Consider the following 25,831-nt stretch of genomic DNA (forward strand, 5'->3'; position numbering starts at 1 on the left):
AGGCTTAAATGATATCATTTAAGCCTTTCTTATGTTATATTATTTCGATTATTTACGAACAGAGAATCTCTTTACAACCGTTTCTGAGCCAGAAACTACTCGGATAAAATAAAAACCAGAATTAAGTTTACCACTCGGATCAAAAGATAAATTTTGATTACCGGCATCTAAGCTTCCATTCATTAACTGAACAACCTCATTACCCAAAGCATCCATAATTTTAATGGCCACAGAACTCTGTTTATTCAATTTAAAAGATAAACTGATCTGTTCAGAAATGGGATTATAAAAAACCTTAACATTGTTGATTAACTTATCCGCATCTTTGGTATTGTCCGGATTTGCGACAAAACTTAAAACATCAGCTTTGTCCAAGGAAAATAAATGATGATTATCCTCGTTTTTAGTAGAAGATGAAGCGTGTAATACAGAAGCATAGCCCAAGCTTCCTGTCAACGTTACCACGCAGAGCAGACATAAATAAGCTATTTTCTTAAAATTAATTTTCATTTGTATATACGACTTCTTAGATTGGTTATAGTTTAATCAAATATAATATTTCTAAACCAATATATCAACAACAAAAGTAGGTTATTTGTTTAGATATTATGAACTTATATGGAATAAAAATTTGTGTTTTAACAATTTTTAACAAGATTTGGCGTTGTCAAACAAATTGCTAAAATTTGGCACGAGTTTTTCAATTGCAACGAACCTTCATATTCGTGTTAAAATGAAGGTTTTTTTACTTAAATCAAATAAAAAAATGACGACAAGTCATCAAAGTACCGCACAAAAGGTAAGCCTTGCAGGTCTCCTAATTAGTTTAGGGATTATTTTTGGAGATATTGGTACTTCTCCGCTCTATGTATTTAAGGCTATCATGAATAAGGGGGTCATCGACAAAGACCTTGTTCTTGGTGGGTTATCCTGTGTCTTTTGGACAGTAACCTTACAAACAACTGTAAAATATGTACTGATTACACTGCAGGCCGACAACAAAGGTGAAGGAGGTATCCTATCCCTCTTTTCATTGGTACGCAAAAGAGCACCATGGTTGATCTTCCCTGCGATGATCGGAGCAGCAACGCTTCTTGCCGACGGTATGATTACACCGGCAATCACCATCTCCTCTGCGATTGAAGGTTTGGACATTAAGTATCCTGGTCTACCGACAATTCCAATTGTGGTGACCATCATCACCCTTTTATTTGCCATTCAGCGATTTGGAACATCCGTCGTCGGTAAGATATTTGGGCCACTCATGTTTATTTGGTTTTCGACGATTGGTATTTTGGGGCTTAGCAATATTCACCTCGAATATGAAGTGCTCAAAGCTCTCAATCCGTACTATGCCATTAAATTACTGATTGCTTATCCCAATGCACTTTTTATTATTGGGGCAGTATTTTTATGTACAACTGGAGCTGAGGCGTTATATTCTGACATGGGACACTGTGGCAAAGACAATATTCGAATTAGTTGGATTTTCGTAAAACTAACACTCGTTTTTAATTATTTTGGTCAAGGTGCGTGGTTATTAACCCAAGAAGGGAAAGTCTTAGGAGAAAACAACCCCTTTTATGCCATCATGCCACATTGGTTTCTTGGTTATGGTATTGCGATTGCCACCATGGCTGCAGTTATTGCCAGTCAAGCAATGATTTCTGGATCATATACGCTCATATCAGAAGCTGTAAGGTTAAATATTTGGCCAAAGGTTGCCATTCGGTACCCAAGTGATCAAAAAGGACAATTATATGTACCTTCAATCAATTTGATTCTGTGGGCTGGATGTATGCTGATTATTAAAATTTTTGGAGAATCCAGTAATATGGAAGCTGCATACGGATTAGCGATAAACTTAACATTCTTGACGACAACCGTCTTAATGACATTTTTCCTTGCAGCTAAAAAAGTCAATAAATATGTGATTGTTTTATTTACAGGTTTTTACCTCATACTAGAGTTGGTGTTTTTAGTCGGAAATGGAGTTAAAATCGCGCATGGCGGATGGCTTACCTTATTATTAGCCTCTCTCCTATTTCTCATCATGTATGCTTGGTGGAGTGCTAGACGCATTAAAAACAGATTTGTTAATTTCATCAATATCGACAAATACTATCCTATCATTTCAGAATTGAGTGAAGACAAGTCCGTACCACCTTACGCATCACATTTAGTGTATTTGACTAGTGCCAATTTCAAATCAGAAATTGAATCCAAGATCATTTATTCCATATTGAATAAAAAACCAAAACGCGCTGACGTCTATTGGTTGGTTCACGTTGATGTGATGGACCACCCGCATACACGCGAATATACGATCGATCAATTAATTCCGGGAAAGCTCATTCGCATAGATTTCAAACTCGGCTTTAGAGAAGAACAACGTATCAGTTTGCTCTTTAGAAAAGTCGTTGAAGATATGGTTCAAAAAGGTGAAATCGATATCACAAGCCAATACGATACTTTAAAAAAACACAAAATCCCCGGAGATTTTAAATTTGTCGTGTTGGAAAAAGTATTGTCAAAAGGAAATCAGTTGAGCTGGTCGGAACGTATCATTATGGAAATATATGGCTATCTCAAAAAACTAAGTCTTTCTGAAGAAAAAGGATTTGGATTGGATGCTAGTTTTGTAACCATTGAACGGGTCCCTTTAAGTTTACCACAAACCACTACGATAGACTTAAAGCGAAAGAACAATTAATAAAACATACTATTGAAAACGTTATGCCTCCAAATACATCAACACGATTTGGAGGCATTTTTATTTATTAAAAATCCCCATTTCCCTTCAGGTTCATTGAAATGCCGCTATACCCAATAATTGTCAGGACAAAAGGAAAAAGAAATATCGATCAATCATTTATTAGATTTTAATGCAAGCTATTATTATTTAAGAAATGTGTTAAAATAAAAGCTTATTTTTGCATCAAATACAACATTATGGCAGGAACAGCAACAGCTCCCACAAAAAAACTTCACCCTAGAAATAAACATCTTAATGCATACGATTTTAATATATTAATTAAAATCGTTCCTGAACTCAAACCTTTTGTTTTTGTTAATGATTATAGTACAAAAACCATAGATTTTACAAATCCAGAAGCAGTAAAACTTTTAAACAAAGCATTACTTCAACAATACTATAATATTCAATTTTGGGATATTCCAAAGGAAAACCTATGTCCACCAATTCCAGGTCGTGCAGATTATATCCACTATGTTGCTGACATCTTAGCTAAAGGAAACAACAACGAGATCCCAAAAGGAAAGCAAGTCAAAATTTTAGATATTGGAGTTGGAGCTAATTGTATCTACCCAATTGTAGGTCATCATGAATACGGTTGGTCCTTTGTAGGTTCGGAGATTGTAAAAAAAGCATACAAAAATGCCATTGAGATAGTCCGCCTAAATACAGAACTTAAAAATAATGTTCAGATTAGGTTACAAAATAATCCCAAAGCCATCTTCAAGGATATCATTCTTGAAAATGAAAAATATGATATGGTGATCTGTAATCCCCCATTCTTCTCATCCCAATTAGAAGCATTGGCACAAGCAGACCGTAAGATAAAAAGCTTAAAGTCGGCAGAGCAGGAGCATATCGTTCAAAGTTTTGCAGGTCAAGGAAGCGAGCTGTGGTGTGATGGTGGTGAAAAGGCTTTTATCGGACGAATGATCTTTGAAAGTCAGTTCTATAAAGATCAAGTAAAATGGTTCTCCACATTGGTCGCACATCGAGAAGATATTAGAAGTTTGCAGCACAAACTGAAAAAACTCAATGTCGCAGAAGTAGAGGTAATCCGAATGGAACAAGGAAATAAAGTGGGTCGAATACTCCTTTGGAGATTCTAGACGACATAAAAAAAGCTCTAAAAATAATTTAGAGCTTTTTTTATGTCTTTACAATTCGGGAGAAAGACTTTCCTTATTTAGTTTTGAATGTTTATATCCATACAAAAAGTAAATAACGAGACCTCCAATGAGCCATATAATAAATATAATCCAATTACTGGCCCCCAGTTCTGTCATCAAATAAAGATTGATCAAAATACCGGTAACGGGCAATAATGAAAAATTCATCTTAAAACTATAGATACTCAGCCCCAACCAGGTCAACCAAAAAATAATTACCAGCACTTTATGCTCGACGATCTCCATAAAGGTTAAGTTCTTCCATTCTACTAAAATAGACTGACCGTATATCCCGATCAAAACAATCGCAGTCAATAACCCCACCCCAACCAGATATTTACCATTTAAATAAGGTACCCTAAATTTTGATTTTTCAGATAATCCGGAATAATCCATATACAGTACACCCGCACATACCATGATAAAAGCAAAAAAAGTACCTACACTAGTCAAATCAACGAAAAAGTCCATTTTAAAAAATAAGGAAGGTACGCCAACGACAATGCCTGTCACAATTGTTGCGTAAGAAGGAGTTTTATATTTTGGATGAATACGAGCAAACCTCTTGGACATCAGTCCATCACGACTCATAGTCATCCAGATTCTCGGTTGTGCCAATTGATAGACCAATAGGGCACTTGTAATAGCGATCACTGAAGTAACCGATATAATACCTGCCATATAGTCAAAGCCAACATATTTAAATACAAAAGCCAACGGATCTTTTACATTCAATTCCGTATAGTTGACCATTCCCGTTAATATCAACGTAATGGCTACATATAGGACCGTACAGATCACCAAACACCAGATCATGGCTTTAGGCAGATCACGCTGTGGATTTTTACATTCCTCAGCTGTTGTTGAAATAGAATCAAAACCGATAAAAGCAAAAAAGACAGCGGCAACACTTCCCATGACACCATGCATTCCATTTGGAGCAAATGGTGTCCAATTTTCCGGTTTAACGTAAAACATACCACCAAAAATAACAGCCAAGATAATCCCAACTTTAATCATCACCATAATAGCACTAGCACGCTGAGACTCTTTAATCCCGATATAAACTAAAGCAGTCACTAAGACGGTGATAATGCCCGCAGGAAGATCAAATATAATAGGTACCCCTCCTACGCGAGGAGCGCTCAAATAAGCTTCTAACCCATGTTTATCAGCAGCAGTTAAAGCTGCTGCACCGTGTTCTGCAAGCTTCTTAGATGCATCCAATGCATAACCAGGCGCCATAGATAGCCATGCCGGTATATGGATCCCAAATCCTTCAAGCATGGAAGCAAAGTACTGTGACCACGAAATCGCAATAACCGTATTAGATACAGCATATTCCAAAACCAATGCCCAACCTATGATCCAAGCAAACAATTCGCCAAAAGCAACATAAGCGTAAGTATATGCACTACCTGAAACGGGAACCGTACTCGCGAACTGCGCATAAGATAAAGCTGTAAATACACATGCAAAAGCGGTGAAAATAAATAAAAGTGAAACCGCTGGTCCACCTTCATAGCTTGCCAATCCAATTGTACTGAAAATCCCAGCACCAACAATGGCAGCGATACCAAGTGAAACCAAATCTCTTACACCTAGTACTTTTGCAAGCCCAGAACCCTCTCCATGTTGGGAGTCGTATATAATTTGATCAACACTTTTCTTGCGAAAAAGTCTTTTAAACATGTAGTTTATGTTAATAAGTTATGTAATTGGTTACGAAAATAAAAAAAATAGATGGATAGTAAGCATATAATACGCATACTATTCAAAATCTATCATTTCATATTGGATATACTGATAAATCTTGTGGAAATCGATCAAATTTGCATCCATATATGCCGTTAATTTACTGTTTACCAATAAAACCTGCTCCTCTCCGACTTCAAAAGACCATAAACGTTTACAAATCTGAAATAAAGCTCGAGTAAGCTGTTGCATATCAGCATACTCGTACAGATATTGCGAGGATTGAAATTTATCAAAAAAGGTCTCAAACTTGGTTATGTCCTTCAATTCGCTGATCATTAAAAAAGATCGTAAAGCACTACGGTTCACTTTTTCCAATGCGGTATACAATTTAGCAATAGATATTGCTTTATCCACGATCAAAAGATGATCCAACAGTAATTCAAGTGCAATATGGGCAAAAAAAGATGGACGGATCGGCAAGCCGATTAGCTCCTGCCGGATGGATTCTTTAATTTCGTGCGTGTGATGAAAGAAATAATCCGAGTTGTGAAATAAGCGGTCCACTTCGACATGTCCATTCCATCCTTTCAATAAATCCAAATGTAAAGGATTGACACTAAGTTTATCTTCAAAATTATTCGGTCTGAGTACAAAATTCTTATCTGCATTTTTCAATAGATCAGGTAGTAAACTACCGACAACTCGCTCTGGAGTCGTTGCAAAACGTTCGAAATAAAAGTGTGACAAAAAATTCATAACATCATTTTTATACCCGTCGTAGTCATTTAACGATAAATATTGACTCAATATACAGCTTAATCTCTTATATTTGTGGCTTATATTAAAATTTTTAATCCATTTTACACAATGAGCTTTGTAGAAGAATTACGCTGGAGAGGCATGCTTCAAGACATTATGCCAGGAACTGAAGACTTACTAAATAAAGAAAAAGTATCTGGTTATATTGGTTTTGATCCAACTGGTGACTCTTTACACGTAGGTCACTTGACACAAATCATGACATTGATACACTTCCAAAATGCAGGACATAAGCCTGTCGCTTTGGTTGGTGGTGCAACGGGAATGATTGGAGACCCTTCTTTCAAATCTGCAGAACGTAACCTATTGGACGAACACACATTAAATCATAATGTGAACTGTTTGAAAAATCAATTAGGGAAATTCCTGGCATTTGGAGAAGGTGAAAACGACGCCAAAATGGTTAACAATTACGACTGGTTCAAAGATTTCAAATTTTTGGATTTTATTCGTGATGTGGGTAAATTGATTACTGTTAACTATATGATGTCTAAAGATTCTGTAAAAAAGCGTTTGGAAGGTGAAAACGGCCTTTCATTTACAGAATTTTCGTACCAACTGATTCAAGGGTATGACTTCTATTATCTCTGGAAACATCACAATTGTAAAGTACAAATGGGCGGTTCGGATCAATGGGGAAATATCGTAACAGGTACCGAATTTATTCGTCGTCAAGATCAAGGAACTGCTTTTGCGATCACAACACAATTAATTAAGAAAGCAGACGGTCAAAAATTTGGTAAAACAGAATCAGGAGCAGTATGGTTAGATCCAAAGAAGACTTCCCCTTATAAATATTACCAATTTTGGTTAAATACTTCAGATGATGATGCTAAAAACTGGATTAAGATCTTCACCTTAAAATCAAAAGAAGAACTGGACGCCATTATAGCAGAGCATGATGCTGCTCCACATACAAGAGCAGTACAAAAAGCTTTGGCAAAAGACATCACCATCCGTACCCATTCGGAAGAAGCTTATGAAACGGCAATCAAAACGTCAGATTTCTTATTTGGTAATGGTACGCTTGAATTCTTAAATGGATTGGACCATGAAGCGATCTTAGATGTATTCGAAGGTATTCCGCAATTTAATATTTCAAAAGAATTGCTAAGCAGCGGGATCAATATTTTAGATCTGTTAGCGGTCAATACACAGGTATTCCCTTCTAAAGGTGAAGCACGTAAAATGCTACAAGGTGGTGGTGTATCGATCAACCGCGAGAAAGCGACAGATATCGACCAAGTAATCAACACATCACACTTGATCAATGATCAATATATCATTGCACAAAGAGGAAAGAAAAATTACTATTTAATTATTGCTGAGTAAGTTTTTTTAAATTTATAAAATAAAAATGACCGATTTGATCGGTCATTTTTGTTTTATAAACTTTTGCTATCTTTACACTTTATAAAATTACATTTGCATCAAAATTTTAAATTTAATGAGAAATATCGCGCTAATTATCTTTTTATCGCTACTTACATGTACCATCGCTTATGGTCAAATCAATATTCAGACCTTATATACAAAAGAAGATAAAGTAACCAAAGAGTTAGAAAAAGCATACTACGCACGCATAGTAACTATTCCTGAAAAAAAATCTAATGATACGATTGTCGAGGAGTTTTACCTTTCAAATAATGCGCTCAAGCTTCAAGGTAAAGTAACCGATATTTTTGCAACAAAATTTAAAGGTAAAAAATATGAACTGTTTGAAAACGGAAACATGAAATCTGAAGTCATGTACTCGAAGCATTCCCAACAGATCGATACCGCTTTTTACTATCATGAGAATGGTAGAGTTAAATCCATCCTATATTTTCCCTACACCATAAATAAAAAAGGAAAATATAAAATCGAAGAACCGCTCTATTTAGCCTATATCGATTCTATAGGAAACATGCTATTAAGAAATGGAAATGGCTACGCAGTCTCGGATGATAGCGATAAATATAGCTATGAAGAAGGAAATTATGTAAACCATAAAAAAGAAGGCGAATGGAAAGGTCATTTTAATGGTAAGCGATATACGTTCGTTGAGACTTTCACAGCAGGTAAGCTGATTTCGGGCGTTACAACAGATTCATTAGGTCAGCAAACACCCTACGATTCGATTAGCGCAGGTAAGCAACCTGAGTATCCGGGGGGGATCGCATCATTGATGAGATTTATAGGTCTAAACTATAATTTTCCATCAGAAGCATTGTTGTCAGGAATAAACGGAGTAGTAGAAGTGGAATTTGTTATCGATAAAAGTGGGGAACCAAGAAATTTTAAAATCAAAAGTGATCTTGGATATGGTACCGGCGAGGCAGCACTCAGAGTAGCTAAAAAAATGAAAAAATGGGAACCTGGAAAGCAAAGAGGTATTCCCGTCAATGTTAGTTACATCTTACCAATCCGATTAAATACAGTTTCTGAAAATAGGACGAATTATTCCAGATAAAAAAGAGCCTGTTCTTCTCAGAACAGGCTTCATGATTATAATCAACCAAAATTATAACGGAAATATTTATTTATGCTTAATAATTTGAAAACCATATTTTTTGTTGGTATCGCTACTCGAGGTTAAGCCCGAAGCATAAATCGTATACACCTCTTTATCTTCAGGTTTAAAATCCCCTAACAATTCAGTCATTCCAGCACCATTTATTTTCAGCTTATATACATCAGCAATTTTAATAGTCTTAAAAGGAGTAAGATCCTTATAAGCTTTATCTTTAACAGCTAAACTATCCACATCATTTAACGTAAGCGTCAATTTAGGTGCTTCAGGACTTAAATTCATAAATCTAAATTTAGCATATCCAGGCTTTAATGTACCAAAATCATCTTCAGTAGCCAGCACATCAACTTTGTCTTTACCGATCACATAAAGGCTATAGAATTTACCCGGTGTAAAGATTACCTTTTTACTTACTAATGCGGTATCTCCGGTATTAGATCTTGGATCAAAAACGCGTACTAGTCTACTGCCGGGATAAGCATTTTTATAAAACAAATATCGGTTATAAGAAAAAACACCTTCCCAATTATTATTCAATTTATTCTGATCCAGACCGATATCCAATCCAGCAGAACCAGGTACAACATTCACGGCAGACACTGCAGAGATTTCTACATAAGTGAAATCATCATCTAGCTTATTGCATGAATTTAATGTCAGCATAAAAACTATTACACTGAATCCAAAAAATAATACTTTTTTCATTTTTATTTTTTTATTTTTCAACAAATTCAACGATCGTCTGTATAAAAAACGTTTGTTATAAATAAAATGCTACAACAAAAAATAAAAGGTTTATAAGACAATTAAATTTCCTTCTAAATACCTAAGTTTGTATGAAGGATAACTGTGAAACATTCATGTCAAATAAAGGAAATACATTCAGACCATCTAGCGCTAATACATCATTTAAGAGGAGTACAAAAAAAGAGACTCCCAAGAATAAGAAGGTAGAAGATAAAGAGGAAGCTCCAGCTAGAGACTTATCAGAAATGCAACAAAAATTAGTAAAAATTTTAGGTGCATTTCTCATACTATGTGCAGTCTTATTGGGGATTGCATTTGTTTCGTATTTATTCACCTGGTCAGAAGATCAAAGCTATATCGCCACTAATAATGGTGGTTGGGGCGTCGTGATGAATACAGCCGAAGAAATCGATAATCCTGATATAGAGCTTCCTGTTGTACAAAATAGACTAGGAAAATACGGTGCATTATTCGCAAATCAATTTATCTACAATTGGTTTGGTGTAGCTTCTTTCTTGTTTATACTTGTATTTTTTGTAATTGGGTATAAATTATTGTACAAAAAATCAATCCTACCGGTCTACCGTACTATTATCTATTCCTTTATAGCGATTGTTTTCATATCTGTTACATTAGGATTTCTACATAGTTTTTTTGCCAAAGTTCCCCATATCTTAGAAGGAAAGTTTGGTTTTTGGACAAATAAGTTATTGGAGGCTCAAATCGGTACAGTAGGTGTAGCTGGTATATTGATCTTTGCGTATTTAACAACATTGATCTTAGTATACAATCTGGACCTTAAATTCAGTATTTTCGATTCACGTAAAAACAGCGAAGAAGATGAGGACGAATTAAATGTTGAGGAAGAAGATAGTTATACCAACACGATTCGGTCTTCTGAACCGATCGTATCAGAGCCTTTAATCAATAGAAGGGAGACTTATACTCCTGCACCTAGCCTCAACGATAAATTTCAGTCTCATAGAAATGGAGATATTCGATTAAATGAAGACCTGCCTCCTCCCCATAAAGAGATTGTTTTACCCATCTCGGAAATCAAACCTGAAAATAAGGTTGTGATTCCATTTGAAATTGAAGAACCAGCTCGTGAAGTTAAGGAAGAACCAGAGGTTGCTTCGGATAACAGCATTTCATTTACGGTAGACGACCCGATAGAATTAGATCCAGTTATAGAGGACACTCCCGAAACGGATCACGAATTAGAGGTCGAATCATTAAAAGAAGAAAAAATCATTACAGCTAATGATCTCGTTGCACAGTTTGGTCAATATGATCCCAAGTTAGATCTAGCAGGATACCAACATCCAACATTAGACCTATTGCGAGATTATGGAACGGGGAAAATTACGATTAACCAACAAGAGCTAGAAGTCAATAAAAATAAAATTGTTGATACGTTAAGAAACTATAACATTGAGATTGAACATATCAAGGCGACCATTGGTCCAACTGTAACCTTATATGAAATCATCCCTAAGCCTGGTGTACGTATTTCGAAAATCAAAAACCTGGAAGACGATATCGCCTTAAGTTTAGCCGCTCTAGGTATTCGTATTATTGCACCGATGCCAGGAAAAGGAACGATCGGGATCGAGGTACCAAATAGCAATCCAGAAATGGTTTCGATGAAATCTGTAATTGCAACTGAAAAATTCCAAAAAACAGATATGGATCTTCCGATTGCTTTAGGAAAGACCATCTCGAATGAAGTTTATATAGCAGATTTGGCCAAAATGCCTCACTTACTAGTTGCTGGTGCAACAGGTCAAGGTAAATCAGTAGGTATCAATGCTATTTTGACATCTCTTTTATATAAGAAACATCCAGCAGAATTAAAATTTGTACTAGTCGATCCAAAAAAAGTAGAACTTTCATTATTTAAAAAAATAGAACGTCACTTTTTAGCGAAACTACCTGGCGAAGAAGATGCCATTATCACAGATACAAAGAAGGTTATCAATACATTAAACTCACTTTGTATCGAAATGGATCAACGTTATGACTTGTTAAAAAATGGACAAGTACGTAATTTAAAAGAATATAATGCAAAATTTGTCAATCGCAGATTAAACCCTGAGGAGGGTCATCGATTCTTACCCTTTATAGTTCTTATAGTAGATGAGTTTGCCGACTTGATGATGACCGCTGGTAAAGAGGTTGAAACGCCCATTGCACGTTTAGCGCAGCTAGCCCGTGCCGTAGGGATTCACTTAGTAATTGCCACGCAACGTCCATCAGTAAATATCATTACAGGTACGATTAAAGCCAATTTCCCGGCACGTTTGGCATTCCGCGTTTTATCTAAAGTAGATTCACGAACTATTTTAGATTCTGGAGGTGCTGACCAATTAATTGGTCGAGGAGATATGTTGTTATCGACAGGTAGTGATCTAATACGTATTCAATGTGCATTTGTAGATACGCCAGAAGTAGAAATGATTTCTGACTTTATTGGTGGTCAACGTGGATATCCATCCGCATTTATGCTACCTGAATATGTGGACGAAAGTGGCGATGGATCTGGTTCAACAGATTTTGATTTCTCCGATAGAGATCAATTATTTGAAGAGGCAGCGCGCCTGATTGTCATGCATCAACAAGGATCAACATCTTTAATCCAGCGTAAGTTAAAGCTGGGCTACAATAGAGCTGGGAGAATAATTGATCAGTTAGAGTCAGCAGGAATTGTTGGACCTTTTGAAGGCAGCAAAGCCCGTGAAGTACTCTATCCCGACGAATATTCTTTAGAACAGTTTTTAGAAACATTAAGGAAGGATTAAAAAAATGAAAAAAACAATGTCCGTATTACTAGGTGTCATCACATTAGTAGGCGCAATGCCAGCATTTGCACAGCAAGATGCTGCAAAAAAATTATTAGCTGAGGTGAGTAAAAAGTATGATAGCTATCAAACTATTCAAGCAAACTTTTCTTTTTCAGTGGTTCAAGCAGCCAATAAAGGGCGTTATTCAGATACTGGAATTCTTTATTTGGACAAAAAAAATAATAAATATCAAATTACGATGAACAGTCAAGATTTGATATCAGACAGTAAAAATTTGCACACCATATTGAAAGATGAAAAAGAAGTTCAAATAGCCGAAATAGAAAAGAATACAGATGCGATAGATCCAAGCAATATTTTCAGCTTTTATAAAACAGGTTTTAAATATACCTTAGTTGGTAATGAAAAAGCTGGGACTACAGTACTTAATGTCGTCCAGTTAACGCCAACTGATACGAAAAAGAATTATACTAAAATCAAACTTCGCATTAATAAATCAACAAAGTTGATTCACGATGCTACCATTTATGATAAAAATGGAGGTCAATATAATTACACGATTAAAAGTCAGACCCCAAATAAGAGCTTAGACAACAGTCTATTTACTTTTAATAAGAACAAATATAGCGGATATGAAATCGTAGATTTAAGATAAATAATAACATAAAAAAAGGGCTTGAAAAATTCAAGCCCTTTTTTTATAACATGTTTTTGTTTGGATCCTCTTCGTCAACCCGATTAGCATAACGCTTATAACCATGCTTTTGAGGGTTTTCAATGATTTCCTTCATCGAGATCAATTTATAAACATACGATCCAGTTTCATTATTCAATTTCAAATTGTAATAACTATCCTCCTTCTGGCGTCTGATGGAGCCCTTAAGACTACCCCCACCTACATTATATGCAGCTGCTACAAGAGTCCAATTTCCAAACTGTTTGTAAAGTGATTTAATGTATTTAGCTGCGGCATGAGTGGATTTAACCAAATCCCGTCTCTCGTCTACACTTCCATTTACTTTCAACCCATAAAGTCTTGCAGTTGCAGGCATAAATTGCCAATAACCACCAGCGCCTTTAGTTGAAACTACTCCTCTGTCCAATCCACTTTCTACTAATGGAACGTACTTAAAGTCTTCAGGAATACCATAGGATGCTAAAATCTTTTCAATCTGCGGCAGATAGGTCTCTGCTTTTTTATGAAGACTGTAAGAGCCTCTCTTACTGAAAGAGAAGTTTTTAAAATATCGTAACAATTTGCTTTCAACATGTGGCCGATCGATCGGTAATGTATCATTAGCAAATGTCAATGAACTTAAATAATGATTATTTTCTTCATTATCATTCTTTTCCTTTTCATCTTCCTCATGAGCAAGATTACTTGGCGCTTTCATAGCAATGATCTTATCATCACCTGTAGCAATTGTGTTTGGGTTTGAGTATAATTTTGACAACACTAACGCCGACAAAATCAGACTACAACATAGTACTTTTTTTCTAAACATTCACTCCCTTAATGCTACCCTATCCACGATAAAATCGATCAAAAAATAGCTTGGTACAAATTCAAGGCTACAAAGATAAAGACTATTTACTTAAAAAACAAACACTTACCATTTTCAGGGTTTAAAGCTATTTTAACCTTGATTATTTTGTAACTTTAAATCCACAAAAAAAATATTTAAATTAAATCCTAGAAAAAAAAGAATATTATAGCTAACTTTGCCATTCACATTATTTTATAGTAATAAGATGCCATTCAGCAATAAACGGAACAGTCGTGATGACAACTCCAAAAACTCAAGAAGTACCTCAGAAAACTTCAAACCAAGAGGTGATCGTTCAAAAGATGATAGATCATCTAATTTCAAAGATAGTAAAAGACCGAGAAGTTCATCATTCGGCAATAAAGATAACACAGACAGACCATATAGTAACGACAAAAAATCTTTTGGAGGTGATAGACCTTTCAAAAAATTTAATGGAGAAAACTCGGATAGAAAAAGAAGTTTTGACAAACCTTTTAACAAAGAAGGTAAATCTTTTGGAGGCGATAGACCTTTCAAGAGAGATGGTGAAAGCTCAGATAGAAAAAGAAGTTTTGACAAACCTTTTAATAAAGAAGGTAGATCTTTTGGAGGCGATAGACCTTTCAAAAGAGACGGTGAAAGCTCAGATAGAAAAAGAAGTTTTGACAAACCTTTTAATAAAGAAGGTAGATCTTTTGGAGGCGATAGACCTTTCAAAAGAGATGGTGAAAGCTCAGATAGAAAAAGAAGTTTTGATAAACCTTTTAATAAAGAAGGTAGATCTTTTGGAGGCGATAGACCTTTCCAAAAAGACGGTGAAAGCTCAGATAGAAAAAGAAGTTTTGACAAACCTTTCAATAAAGAAGGTAGATCTTTTGGAGGCGATAGACCTTTCAAGAGAGATGGTGAAAGCTCAGATAGAAAAAGAAGTTTTGACAAACCTTTCAATAAAGAAGGTAGATCTTTTGGAGGTGATAGACCTTTCAAAAAAGACGGTGAAAACTCAGATAGAAAAAGAAGTTTTGACAAACCTTTTAATAAAGAAGGTAGATCTTTTCAAAAATCTGAAGGAGAACAGACAGACTTTAAGCGTCCTGCTAGGGATAAATCAGATAGACAATACAAATCTTCTTATAAAAAATTCAATAGTGAAGAAGATCGTAAAGAAGGATCTACAGAAAGAAGAAGCTCTGAAAGACCTCAGCGTGCTAAATCTTCATCTCAAAATGACGGCTTAATTCGTTTAAATCGCTATATCGCTAATTCTGGGGTATGTTCCAGAAGAAAAGCAGATGAATTGATTGCAGCAGGTGTTGTGAGCGTAAATGGTGAAGCTGTCACTGAATTAGGGGCTAAAGTAGATCCTGCAAAAGATGACATCAAATATAACGGTGAACGTCTGAAACGTGAGAAAATGGTTTATGTTTTATTAAATAAACCAAAAGATTATATCACTACAACTGATGATCCGCAAGAACGTCACACTGTAATGGAATTAGTATCAAAAGCAACAAAAGAACGTATTTACCCTGTCGGTCGTTTAGATAGAAATACAACAGGTTTATTGTTGATGACAAATGATGGTAATTTAGCAGAAAAGCTTTCGCATCCTCGCAATAATATCAGTAAAATCTATAACGTAGAACTTAATAAAAGTTTAACTCAAGGTGACTTCAATAAAATTGTATTCGGTCTTGAGCTGGAAGATGGTTTTGTAAAACCGGATGACCTGAGCTACGTAATAGGTGGAAGTAAAAAAGAAATTGGCGTACAGATCCATAGTGGTAAAAATCGTATTGTAAGACGTATTTTTGAATCATTAGGCTATGAAGTCGTAAAACTAGATCGCGTTGTTTATGCCAATTTGACTAAAAAGGATTTACCTAGAGGTCGTTGGAGATATATTGAAGAGCGAGAATTAGTTCAATTGAAGCATTTAATTTAATTATTACTCCTTTATACAGAAAGCAGCTTCACAGCTGCTTTTTTATTACACCTAATTTTTAAATTAGATAATATTACATAATTTAGCAACAAATAAAATATAACATGACTGATCCAAAAACATTAACATCCGTAGCTGAATTTCATAAAGTTTTCCAACATCCGATATTAGAAAAACCAACAATTCCAAGTGAGAAACGCAGTGCACTACGCGTATCTCTGATTGCAGAAGAATTGAAAGAATTGGAAGAAGCTATTCAAAATAACGATCTTGTAGAAGTAGCAGATGCATTATGTGATATCCAGTATGTATTGGCAGGTGCCGTTCTAGAATTTGGTCTAAAAGATAAGTTTAATGAGTTATTTGAAGAAGTTCAACGCTCCAATATGAGTAAAGCTTGTCAATCGATAGAAGAAGCAGAAGCCACTATAGACCACTATAAAAATACAAAAGATGTAGACAGTTACTACAAAGAAGTAGATGGCTTGTTTTTAGTATTCAGAACAGAGGATAACAAAACATTAAAATCAATCAATTATTCTCCAGCAGATCTAAAATCAATCATAGAAAAATAAAAAAAGGTTTGCTATTAGCAAACCTTTTTTTATCCCCTATATTGAGAACCCTGTATGGCCTCTTTTCGTTCAAGTGCTTTATCAATATACGACTGAATCGCTGATTTTTTCATCCCCCAATTTGGAGCAATCAATAACTCTTGATCAGCCAACCCAAATAATCTTTGGATGACAATATCCGGACGCAATAATGGAATAAACTCCGCTAAAAAGTCACAATATTCATCAATAGAAAAAACATGGAAAGGTTCCCGTTTATATTGAACGCCCATAATGGATCCTTCTACAATATGTAAATGATGCAGCTTCACAAATTTGATCTGCGGATGTTTATTGATTTCATCAGCATATTTCAACATCATCTCTTTAGATTCCCAAGGGAAGCCAAAAATAGTATGCACACAAATTTCTAATGGACTATTTTCCACTAATTTCAAAGCCACTTGCAATTCCTCATGTGAACAGCCACGATTGATTCTATCCAAAGTTTCATCGTAAATTGATTCCATGCCCATCTCCAAATCAACATCATAACGATCGCAGTAACTCTCCAAAAGAGCCACTTTTTCAAAATCAATACAATCAGGACGTGTACCTACAGATAACCCCACTGTATCCTCTGGACAAACAGCTAATGCCTCATCATACATCGCCTTTAAAAAATGTGCAGGAGCATAAGTATTGGTATTAGGTTGAAAATAAATAATAAATTTATCTGCACGATAACCTTCTCTAGCACGTTTGATACCTTCTTCTACCTGTTCACGAATAGTCGGCAATTTACGAGCTGATTCGGGAGTAAATGAATCCACATTACAGTACGAACAGCCACCATACCCCTTACTTCCATCACGATTAGGGCAAGTAAAATTGCCATCTACAATGACTTTATACACACGCAGACCATCATATTTCTTTTTTAAATAAGATCCATAATGATGATATGGTTTTTGTCCTATGTCTAATAATGTACTCATAAATGCAAAGATAGAAAGAATTCAGAGGTTTTAATTATTTCAATTATAATATATGGCTTCTAATAGACTAATCTTTACACAATTTATTATCTTTATGAGTTACATTAGGAAATTATGAAAAGATTAACTCTTAAAGATATTGCAAAAGCGCTAAACTTATCAGTCCCTACGATTTCCAAAGCACTCTCCGATAGCCATGAGATCAAGAAAGAGACAAAAGAGAAAATCGTTGCCTATGCACATGAACATAATTATCAATATAATGCACTAGCAAGAAGTTTAAAAACTGGTAAAACAAACATTATCGGTGTCATTGTTTCAACAATAAGCAATTCATTCTTTTCTCAAATTTTAGAAGGAATTGAAGAATCGTCACTGTTTCAACAGTATAATATTATTATTATGCAAAGCAGAGAAAATCCGTCAATTGAAAAGAAATGCATTGATATTCTTTATTCCAAAGGGGTAGATGGCATATTGATTTCACCGGTATCTGATCGAGCAAACTTAAATTATCTAGAACAGTTACATCATAGCGATTGCCCTATTGTTATATTTGATCGTATCAATAACAGTTTCAATACATTTCAAATTGGAATAGACAATAAGAAAGCTGCCAAAAGAGCAACACAGGAACTTATTGATCGAAATTATCGTAATATTTTGCATATCACGGGACTTACTAATGGTGTTACCAATGAAAGGCTCATCGGTTTTCAAGAAGCCTTAAAACAGAACAAAATAATTTTCGATGAGACTCTTCTTTTACGCTGTGATCTATCCCAGATTCAAATCGTAGAACAGCAAATTCTATCTAAATTAAAAGAATTAGAAAAAGAACAGCACCTTCCTGACGCAATTTTTACGGCTACCGATCTATTGACAAATCGCACAATAGGATTATTAGCGCAACAGAAAATTAAAATTCCAGAAGAGATTGCTTTGATTGGATTCTCAAATACAAACTATGCATTTTCATTCAATCCACCACTCACGTGTATCTCTCAACCTGCAAAAAATATTGGAAAAATCGCTTTCGAAAAAATGATCCATATTTTAGAATATCGATTAAAAAAAAGAGAGATTGTTTATGAAACGATCGAATTAGATGCTGACATTACAATCCGAGAATCGATATAATGATTATTCAAATTCTTGGAATCATCTCATGGTAGATGATGGTCATCATACTTCAAAAGGAGCTTTATAAATAGAGTTATAGTCCAACAAGTAATAAATTAATCCAGGAGGATATTCAAAAGATAATAAAAAAGGTGATCATAATCTATGATCACCCAACAATTAATGTCTTCCTCGATGCTTACCGTGGCCCCTGTTATGCTTCTTGTGTTCTTTTTTATAATGCTTATTATGACCTTTCTTATAGTGTCCATGTGGATGCCTAGGTCCGTGATCGTGATAATATCCCACACAAGAACTAGCTGATATTAACAATATTAATCCTCCCAAAAAAAATGCAATTTTTGCTCTCATAAATAAAATATTCTTTCCTTTCTTTAGCCAAATACTATACCAAAAGAAAGGAAAACACTAATAATAAGGATATTAATACGTAAACCTCTCGTTATAAAGCAGTTTATAAAACTCATAAAATAAATATTAAAACTTCATCACTAGTAATTTATTGATTTCTATTTGAGGAAAGTTTAGTGGCAAACAAAGATCTTAGCAGCACCGCTCATATAGATCCATTCAAAAGGAAACCACATCGCTTACAAACTGAATACAGAAAACCAGTTTTAGAGTAGTTCACGGGGTGGGCTTTAAGCGTATTTCAAAAGCAGGAGTTGCCTGCCGTGGATATGGAGGATGAGCTTGAAGTGGAACCGTGCCGCCAATAGCCATATCCGGAACCAGGTCGGACATGAAGGAGAAGAAATGTAAGTGTGCTGCGTCTGCAGTACTGCCGTAGCAAGTCGATATCTTTGGCTGTGAAAGGGGTTATCTGCGGCAGCAGGATTGTTAATTGCTGCGTCAGTGGTATTGATTATACTGCAGCAGCGGAATGGCTTGTTCTAAAGCAATGAGATTGGGCTATGCTGCATCCGAAGGACAGAAAAAGTTTAACGCACAAAAAAGCCCCTGCTGCTTAGCAAGGGCTTCTGTATAAAAAAAGGCACCGACCTACTCTCCCACCTGTTACGGCAATACCATCGGCTCTGGCGGGCTTGACTGCTCTGTTCGGAATGGGAAGAGGTAGACACCGCCGATATAGGCACCTAAAATGTTTTTATTAGTCATACAGATGAAATATAACATATCCCATCCAACACACTAATCTATAGACAATTGAAAGAAAAACTAAAAGAGGAAGACAACAGTGTCTGCGTTGCTTGAGAAAGCTTCGGGTGATTAGTATTGCTCAGCTATGATATCTCTACCTTTACACCTGCAACCTATCAACGTAGTAGTCTACTACGGCCCTATAAGGAAGTCTCATCTCGTGGCTAGTTTCGCACTTAGATGCTTTCAGCGCTTATCTATTCCCGACGTAGCTACCCAGCCGTACACCTGGCGGCATAACTGGTTTACCAGCGGTCAGTCCATCCCGGTCCTCTCGTACTAAGGACAGATCCACTCAAACTTCCAACGCCCACAACAGATAGGGACCGAACTGTCTCGCGACGTTCTGAACCCAGCTCGCGTGCCACTTTAATGGGCGAACAGCCCAACCCTTGGGACCTTCTCCAGCCCCAGGATGTGACGAGCCGACATCGAGGTGCCAAACCTCCCCGTCGATATGAGCTCTTGGGGGAGATCAGCCTGTTATCCCCAGCGTACCTTTTATCCTTTGAGCGATGGCCCTTCCATACAGAACCACCGGATCACTATGTCCGTCTTTCGACCCTGTTCGACTTGTTGGTCTCACAGTCAAGCAAGCTTATGCCATTGCACTCCTCGTACGGTTACCAAGCGTACTGAGCTTACCTTTGAAAGCCTCCGTTACCTTTTTGGAGGCGACCACCCCAGTCAAACTACCCACCAAACAATGTCCTCGGCATGACCGAGTTAGAAACCGAATACAGAAAGGGCGGTATTTCAAGGTTGATTCCATGACTCCTGGCGAAGCCACTTCAACATCTCCCGCCTATCCTACACATCCTGTACCCAATTCCAATGTTAAGCTATAGTGAAGGTGCATGGGGTCTTTCCGTCCCGTTGCGGGTAATCGGCGTCTTCACCGATACCACAATTTCACCGAGCTCATGGCTGAGACAGCGCCCAGATCGTTACACCATTCGTGCAGGTCGGAACTTACCCGACAAGGAATTTCGCTACCTTAGGACCGTTATAGTTACGGCCGCCGTTTACTGGGGCTTCGATTCAATGCTTCTCTTGCGATGACATCCCCTCTTAACCTTCCAGCACCGGGCAGGTGTCAGGCCTTATACTTCATCTTTCGATTTTGCAAAGCCATATGTTTTTGTTAAACAGTCGCCTGGGCCTTTTCACTGCGGCTTCTCCATTGCTGGAGGAAGCGCCCCTTCTCCCGAAGTTACAGGGCCATTTTGCCGAGTTCCTTAGCCATGATTCACTCGAGCACCTTAGGATTCTCTCCTCGACTACCTGTGTCGGTTTACGGTACGGGTTTTTATAACCTGAAGCTTAGCGGGTTTTCTTGGAAGTCTGTTTACCTGCTCTATCAGCGCCGCCGAAGCTTTGCTGTACTATTGGGTTTCAGCAGGGTCGGCGGATTTGCCTACCGTCCCTATACCTACGCCTTTCAACGAACTATTCCGTCAGTTCGCGGCAGTGTCACTACTCCGTCACCACATCGCAGTTATAAAAAGTACTGGAATATTAACCAGTTGTCCATCGGCTTGCTCCCTTCGGATGCGCCTTAGGCCCCGACTAACCCTGATCCGATTAGCGTTGATCAGGAAACCTTAGTCTTTCGGTGGGCGGGTTTCTCACCCGCCTTATCGTTACTTATGCCTACATTTGCTTTTCTATCCACTCCACGGACCATTACCAGACCGCTTCGCCGTAAATAGAATGCTCCCCTACCAGACATACATATTTCAGTATGAATCCATAGCTTCGGTAATACACTTGATGCCCGTTTATTATCCACGCCCGATCGCTCGACTAGTGAGCTGTTACGCACTCTTTAAATGAATGGCTGCTTCCAAGCCAACATCCTAGCTGTCTAGGCAATCGGACCTCGTTAGTTCAACTTAGCGTATATTTAGGGACCTTAGCTGATGGTCTGGGTTCTTTCCCTCTCGGCCTTGGACCTTAGCACCCAAAGCCTCACTGCCGGCCATATCTTATAGCATTCGGAGTTCGTCTGGATTTGGTAGGATTTGACTCCCCCGCACCCAATCGGTAGCTCTACCTCTATAAGACTCCATGCCGACGCTGTTCCTAAAAACATTTCGGGGAGTACGAGCTATTTCCCAGTTTGATTAGCCTTTCACCCCTACCCTCAGGTCATCCGGAAACTTTTCAACGTTTATCGGTTCGGTCCTCCATTACATGTTACTGCAACTTCAACCTGCCCAAGGGTAGATCACAAGGTTTCGCGTCTACCTCATCTGACTATGCGCCCTATTAAGACTCGCTTTCGCTTCGGATACGTGGCTGAACCACTTAACCTTGCCAGACAAGAGTAACTCGTAGGCTCATTATGCAAAAGGCACGCCGTCACTGGACCTGCCAGCTCCGACCGCTTGTAAGCACACGGTTTCAGGTTCTTTTCACTCCTCTGTTCGAGGTTCTTTTCACCTTTCCCTCACGGTACTAGTTCACTATCGGTCTCTCAGGAGTATTTAGCCTTATCAGATGGTGCTGACAGATTCCCACAGGGCGTCTCCGACCCCGCGGTACTCAGGGTACTGCTAGGCTAGCATTCTATACGTGTACAGGGCTATCACCGTGTATCGCTGGGCTTCCCATCCCATTCCACTTCTGTTTGCTAATGCCACTTCGCAGCCCTACAACCCCAACCATGCCGTAACAAAGTTGGTTTGGGCTCTTTCCCGTTCGCTCGCCACTACTTGGGAAATCATTATTATTTTCTTCTCCTACGCCTACTTAGATGTTTCAGTTCAGCGCGTTCGCGTATTTTACAGCATACCTTCAGTATGCTAGGTTGCCCCATTCGGAAATCTTCGGATCAATCTCACATTTGCTAATCCCCGAAGCTTATCGCAGCTTATCACGTCCTTCATCGCCTCTGAGAGCCTAGGCATCCCCCGTGTGCCCTTATTTACTTTCTTCACCTCATAGCCCTTTTGCTACTATGGGTTGCTTTTTGATATATAACCATGGTGCTACGCATTAATCCGTTCGGCCTTGACCGAGGGTCTTCATAATACATCAAACACACCACAGTATTGTCTCTACTGTTGTCTTCTCTTGTAATTTTTTTTCTTTCAATATGTCAAAGAACTCTTTGTTTCCGCTTAATATGCCGTAAATATCTTATACGGCGCGGATACCTGTGGAGAATATCGGAGTCGAACCGATGACCCCCTGCGTGCAAGGCAGGTGCTCTAGCCAGCTGAGCTAATTCCCCGTGTTGTTAATGGTAGTCCCGAGCAGATTTGAACTGCTGACCCCTACATTATCAGTGTAGTGCTCTAACCAACTGAGCTACGGGACTAGCTTATCTTTCTATCTCTCTGGACCATCCAATCAGGGATGGGCACATTTCTTCAAATGTTTTGTCTCTTGTTTGTTTCTTATATAAACCATGTGTGTACGTAACGAGCTTCAATCCTGAATGCTCTAGAAAGGAGGTATTCCAGCCGCACCTTCCGGTACGGCTACCTTGTTACGACTTAGCCCCAATTATCGGTTTTACCCTAACACGCTCCTTGCGGTTACATGCTTTAGGTACCCCCAACTTTCATGGCTTGACGGGCGGTGTGTACAAGGCCCGGGAACGTATTCACCGCGTCATTGCTGATACGCGATTACTAGCGAATCCAACTTCATGAGGTCGAGTTGCAGACCTCAATCCGAACTGTGAATGGCTTTTAGAGATTAGCACCATATTGCTATGTAGCTGCCCGCTGTACCATCCATTGTAGCACGTGTGTAGCCCCGGACGTAAGGGCCATGATGACTTGACGTCGTCCCCACCTTCCTCACAGCTTACGCTGGCAGTCTGTTTAGAGTCCCCACCTTAATGTGCTGGCAACTAAACATAGGGGTTGCGCTCGTTGCGGGACTTAACCCAACACCTCACGGCACGAGCTGACGACAGCCATGCAGCACCTAGTTTCGTGTCCCGAAGGACTGATCCGTCTCTGGATCATTCACTAACTTTCAAGCCCGGGTAAGGTTCCTCGCGTATCATCGAATTAAACCACATGCTCCTCCGCTTGTGCGGGCCCCCGTCAATTCCTTTGAGTTTCAATCTTGCGACCGTACTCCCCAGGTGGATAACTTAACGCTTTCGCTTGGACGCTTACTGTGTATCGCAAACATCGAGTTATCATCGTTTAGGGCGTGGACTACCAGGGTATCTAATCCTGTTTGATCCCCACGCTTTCGTGCATCAGCGTCAATACTAACTTAGTGAGCTGCCTTCGCAATCGGAGTTCTAAGACATATCTATGCATTTCACCGCTACTTGTCTTATTCCGCCCACTTCAAATAGATTCAAGTCCTACAGTATCAAAGGCACTGCGACAGTTAAGCTGCCGTCTTTCACCACTGACTTATAGGACCGCCTACGCACCCTTTAAACCCAATAAATCCGGATAACGCTTGGATCCTCCGTATTACCGCGGCTGCTGGCACGGAGTTAGCCGATCCTTATTCTTCAGGTACATTCAGCTTCCCACACGTGGAAAGGTTTATTCCCTGACAAAAGCAGTTTACAACCCATAGGGCAGTCATCCTGCACGCGGCATGGCTGGTTCAGAGTTCCCTCCATTGACCAATATTCCTTACTGCTGCCTCCCGTAGGAGTCTGGTCCGTGTCTCAGTACCAGTGTGGGGGATTCTCCTCTCAGAGCCCCTAGACATCGTAGCCTTGGTGGGCCGTTACCCCTCCAACTAGCTAATGTCACGCGAGCCCATCCATATCCTATAAATATTTGATCATAATCCGATGCCGGTAAATGATGTTATGCGGTGTTAATCTCTCTTTCGAGAGGCTATCCCCCTGATATGGGTAGGTTGCTCACGCGTTACGCACCCGTGCGCCACTCTCATGAAATCAAAGCAAGCTTTAATCTCAATCCCGTCCGACTTGCATGTATTAGGCCTGCCGCTAGCGTTCATCCTGAGCCAGGATCAAACTCTCCATTGTAAAATGAAGTGTAAGATCAAGACTATTTATAATAAATAGAATTGTCTTGTATTTTTATTTCTAATTCTAAAATTGAACAGGTTGATTTTTTTAACTTTCGTTGTTTCTCAACACTACTCGTTACGTTACATGATTATATTTTTAAAGAACTTTCTTCGCTCCCGCATCTCGCTTCGGCTTTATATGATGTCGGCATTGCGCCGGTATCGGTCTTGTTTGTTTCCCTTCGTTTCCGTTGGGACTGCAAAGGTAGAAATCTTTTTGGTATCTCCAAAATAAATGTGAAAATTTATTTTTTTTGTTTTCCTTTCGTTTCTGCGTTTAAACTAAATTAAACCCTTCTTTTTTCAGTGCTTCCCCTCTCGGATCAGCCGTTCCTCCCTTGCGGAGTGGTGCAAAGATAGGAACTTTTATCCTTCACTTCCTAATGTTTTCCGGAAATAGTTTACCGCGGCACGGTAAAGGGCTAGAAATGTGACCGATAATTTATCTGGATGCCGCCTGATGATCATGCTGGGTCGGATATGGATTAACTTTTGCTATGGATCACATTGTTAGTTGGTCTGGGGCCATCTGTGTGCGGACACGCCCGTCACCTGTCCATATATGGGTTCTTCACACAAATACTGCGTTACTTGGTTACTTCGTCACTCCGTTACTATGTTACCTAGTTACTCGATCACTGCGTTACCCTTTTATGTTACTGCTTTACTCCGTCACTAAATCACTGCGTTACTCGATACTCCGTTACTTTTCAATATATACCAGATCTTAAAGACAAATTCTGACCAACTACATACCAACTTCACTATTAAATGGGGAATACACCAGACATTACTTAGGGTTTATAGGGGGTTAGTAGGGGTAGACCCCTACTAACCCCCTATAAACCCCCTGTTATCCCCCTACTATACCGGTATTAAATACGAAGTTGGTCAGAATTTGATATGTAGTTGGTAGCAATCAGATATCCATTTCACATCACTACTCTCCCTTAGATAAAATACTTGCAT

15 protein-coding genes, 2 tRNA genes and 3 rRNA genes are annotated in these 25,831 nt (G+C 38.3%); 9 read left to right on the plus strand and 11 right to left on the minus strand.

The features are described 5' to 3' along the window. Positions 1–48: 48 nt before the first annotated feature. Positions 49–510: a T9SS type A sorting domain-containing protein gene (locus AC06G9_RS18160; protein WP_084405297.1), complete on the minus strand. Its 462-nt coding sequence runs from the start codon at positions 508–510 to the stop codon at positions 49–51. Positions 511–766: 256 nt separating this feature from the next. On the opposite strand from AC06G9_RS18160, the gene AC06G9_RS18165 reads away from it, so the two are divergent. After that, positions 767–2,713 (plus strand): KUP/HAK/KT family potassium transporter, encoded by a 1,947-nt coding sequence (locus AC06G9_RS18165; RefSeq protein WP_094771425.1) that lies wholly within the window; start codon positions 767–769, stop codon positions 2,711–2,713. Positions 2,714–2,952: 239 nt separating this feature from the next. Next, positions 2,953–3,864, plus strand: coding sequence for a 23S rRNA (adenine(1618)-N(6))-methyltransferase RlmF (gene rlmF / locus AC06G9_RS18170; RefSeq protein WP_480956885.1), 912 nt, complete (start codon positions 2,953–2,955; stop codon positions 3,862–3,864). 48 nt (positions 3,865–3,912) lie between these two features. Here the strand turns inward: rlmF and AC06G9_RS18175 are convergent, their stop codons facing one another. Further along, positions 3,913–5,616: an amino acid permease gene (locus tag AC06G9_RS18175; RefSeq protein WP_045753253.1), complete on the minus strand. Its 1,704-nt coding sequence runs from the start codon at positions 5,614–5,616 to the stop codon at positions 3,913–3,915. A 78-nt stretch (positions 5,617–5,694) separates the two neighbouring features. After that, entirely contained in the window at positions 5,695–6,378 is a 684-nt protein-coding gene (locus AC06G9_RS18180; RefSeq protein WP_248755695.1) for an ACP phosphodiesterase, read from the minus strand. 111 nt (positions 6,379–6,489) lie between these two features. On the opposite strand from AC06G9_RS18180, the gene tyrS reads away from it, so the two are divergent. Together tyrS and AC06G9_RS18190 are read left to right on the plus strand one after the other, a co-directional pair. Further along, the gene (gene tyrS / locus AC06G9_RS18185; RefSeq protein ID WP_045753251.1) at positions 6,490–7,773 is read left to right on the plus strand and encodes a tyrosine--tRNA ligase; all 1,284 of its coding nucleotides are present in this window, start codon (positions 6,490–6,492) and stop codon (positions 7,771–7,773) included. A gap of 115 nt (positions 7,774–7,888) precedes the next feature. Then, entirely contained in the window at positions 7,889–8,893 is a 1,005-nt protein-coding gene (locus AC06G9_RS18190; RefSeq protein ID WP_293923958.1) for an energy transducer TonB, read from the plus strand. Positions 8,894–8,959: 66 nt separating this feature from the next. Here the strand turns inward: AC06G9_RS18190 and AC06G9_RS18195 are convergent, their stop codons facing one another. Continuing rightward, positions 8,960–9,658, minus strand: coding sequence for a DUF4397 domain-containing protein (locus AC06G9_RS18195; protein ID WP_045753250.1), 699 nt, complete (start codon positions 9,656–9,658; stop codon positions 8,960–8,962). Between the two features lie 155 nt (positions 9,659–9,813). On the opposite strand from AC06G9_RS18195, the gene AC06G9_RS18200 reads away from it, so the two are divergent. Beyond that, positions 9,814–12,501 carry an FtsK/SpoIIIE family DNA translocase gene (locus AC06G9_RS18200; protein ID WP_293924124.1) on the plus strand — a complete coding sequence of 896 codons (2,688 nt, stop codon included), beginning with the start codon at positions 9,814–9,816 and terminating at the stop codon, positions 12,499–12,501. Positions 12,502–12,505: 4 nt separating this feature from the next. Further along, positions 12,506–13,159, plus strand: a complete 654-nt coding sequence (lolA1, locus tag AC06G9_RS18205) for an outer membrane lipoprotein periplasmic chaperone LolA1 (protein ID WP_045753248.1) — start codon at positions 12,506–12,508, stop codon at positions 13,157–13,159. Positions 13,160–13,202: 43 nt separating this feature from the next. On the opposite strand, the gene AC06G9_RS18210 is transcribed toward lolA1, so the two are convergent. Continuing rightward, entirely contained in the window at positions 13,203–13,898 is a 696-nt protein-coding gene (locus tag AC06G9_RS18210; RefSeq protein ID WP_248755691.1) for a lytic transglycosylase domain-containing protein, read from the minus strand. A gap of 358 nt (positions 13,899–14,256) precedes the next feature. Here AC06G9_RS18210 and AC06G9_RS18215 point away from each other — a divergent pair, with 358 nt between their 5' ends. Continuing rightward, positions 14,257–15,978, plus strand: a complete 1,722-nt coding sequence (locus AC06G9_RS18215; protein WP_260948325.1) for a pseudouridine synthase — start codon at positions 14,257–14,259, stop codon at positions 15,976–15,978. 104 nt (positions 15,979–16,082) lie between these two features. Beyond that, positions 16,083–16,553 carry a nucleoside triphosphate pyrophosphohydrolase family protein gene (locus AC06G9_RS18220; protein ID WP_248755689.1) on the plus strand — a complete coding sequence of 157 codons (471 nt, stop codon included), beginning with the start codon at positions 16,083–16,085 and terminating at the stop codon, positions 16,551–16,553. Between the two features lie 29 nt (positions 16,554–16,582). Here the strand turns inward: AC06G9_RS18220 and mnmL are convergent, their stop codons facing one another. Next, positions 16,583–17,530 carry a tRNA modification radical SAM protein MnmL/YtqA gene (gene mnmL, locus AC06G9_RS18225; RefSeq protein WP_045752131.1) on the minus strand — a complete coding sequence of 316 codons (948 nt, stop codon included), beginning with the start codon at positions 17,528–17,530 and terminating at the stop codon, positions 16,583–16,585. Positions 17,531–17,644: 114 nt separating this feature from the next. Between mnmL and AC06G9_RS18230 the strand changes: the two genes are divergently transcribed. Then, positions 17,645–18,670: a LacI family DNA-binding transcriptional regulator gene (locus tag AC06G9_RS18230; protein ID WP_045752132.1), complete on the plus strand. Its 1,026-nt coding sequence runs from the start codon at positions 17,645–17,647 to the stop codon at positions 18,668–18,670. Between the two features lie 992 nt (positions 18,671–19,662). Here AC06G9_RS18230 and rrf read toward each other — a convergent pair. From rrf to AC06G9_RS18255, 5 genes are all read right to left on the minus strand, one after another. Then, positions 19,663–19,774: ribosomal RNA gene (gene rrf, locus AC06G9_RS18235) — 5S ribosomal RNA — on the minus strand. Positions 19,775–19,884: 110 nt separating this feature from the next. Beyond that, positions 19,885–22,773, minus strand: a 23S ribosomal RNA gene (locus AC06G9_RS18240). 225 nt (positions 22,774–22,998) lie between these two features. Next, positions 22,999–23,072: transfer RNA gene (locus AC06G9_RS18245), tRNA-Ala, on the minus strand. A 10-nt stretch (positions 23,073–23,082) separates the two neighbouring features. Continuing rightward, positions 23,083–23,159 (minus strand) — tRNA-Ile (locus AC06G9_RS18250). A 129-nt stretch (positions 23,160–23,288) separates the two neighbouring features. Beyond that, a 16S ribosomal RNA gene (locus tag AC06G9_RS18255) occupies positions 23,289–24,818 on the minus strand. The 16S, 23S and 5S rRNA genes sit together here with 2 tRNA genes alongside, the layout of an rRNA operon. Between the last annotated feature and the right edge of the window lie 1,013 nt (positions 24,819–25,831).

This window comes from Sphingobacterium sp. MAE (genome assembly GCF_056711605.1).

What these genes read in the sequence shown, in the direction of transcription:
- AC06G9_RS18160 (WP_084405297.1), bottom strand. Translation starts at nt 510, where the DNA reads ATGAAAATTAATTTTAAGAAAATAGCTTATTTATGTCTGCTCTGCGTG.
- AC06G9_RS18165 (WP_094771425.1), top strand. Translation starts at nt 767, where the DNA reads ATGACGACAAGTCATCAAAGTACCGCACAAAAGGTAAGCCTTGCAGGT.
- rlmF (WP_480956885.1), top strand. Translation starts at nt 2,953, where the DNA reads ATGGCAGGAACAGCAACAGCTCCCACAAAAAAACTTCACCCTAGAAAT.
- AC06G9_RS18175 (WP_045753253.1), bottom strand. Translation starts at nt 5,616, where the DNA reads ATGTTTAAAAGACTTTTTCGCAAGAAAAGTGTTGATCAAATTATATAC.
- AC06G9_RS18180 (WP_248755695.1), bottom strand. Translation starts at nt 6,378, where the DNA reads ATGAATTTTTTGTCACACTTTTATTTCGAACGTTTTGCAACGACTCCA.
- tyrS (WP_045753251.1), top strand. Translation starts at nt 6,490, where the DNA reads ATGAGCTTTGTAGAAGAATTACGCTGGAGAGGCATGCTTCAAGACATT.
- AC06G9_RS18190 (WP_293923958.1), top strand. Translation starts at nt 7,889, where the DNA reads ATGAGAAATATCGCGCTAATTATCTTTTTATCGCTACTTACATGTACC.
- AC06G9_RS18195 (WP_045753250.1), bottom strand. Translation starts at nt 9,658, where the DNA reads ATGAAAAAAGTATTATTTTTTGGATTCAGTGTAATAGTTTTTATGCTG.
- AC06G9_RS18200 (WP_293924124.1), top strand. Translation starts at nt 9,814, where the DNA reads ATGTCAAATAAAGGAAATACATTCAGACCATCTAGCGCTAATACATCA.
- lolA1 (WP_045753248.1), top strand. Translation starts at nt 12,506, where the DNA reads ATGAAAAAAACAATGTCCGTATTACTAGGTGTCATCACATTAGTAGGC.
- AC06G9_RS18210 (WP_248755691.1), bottom strand. Translation starts at nt 13,898, where the DNA reads ATGAAAGCGCCAAGTAATCTTGCTCATGAGGAAGATGAAAAGGAAAAG.
- AC06G9_RS18215 (WP_260948325.1), top strand. Translation starts at nt 14,257, where the DNA reads ATGCCATTCAGCAATAAACGGAACAGTCGTGATGACAACTCCAAAAAC.
- AC06G9_RS18220 (WP_248755689.1), top strand. Translation starts at nt 16,083, where the DNA reads ATGACTGATCCAAAAACATTAACATCCGTAGCTGAATTTCATAAAGTT.
- mnmL (WP_045752131.1), bottom strand. Translation starts at nt 17,530, where the DNA reads ATGAGTACATTATTAGACATAGGACAAAAACCATATCATCATTATGGA.
- AC06G9_RS18230 (WP_045752132.1), top strand. Translation starts at nt 17,645, where the DNA reads ATGAAAAGATTAACTCTTAAAGATATTGCAAAAGCGCTAAACTTATCA.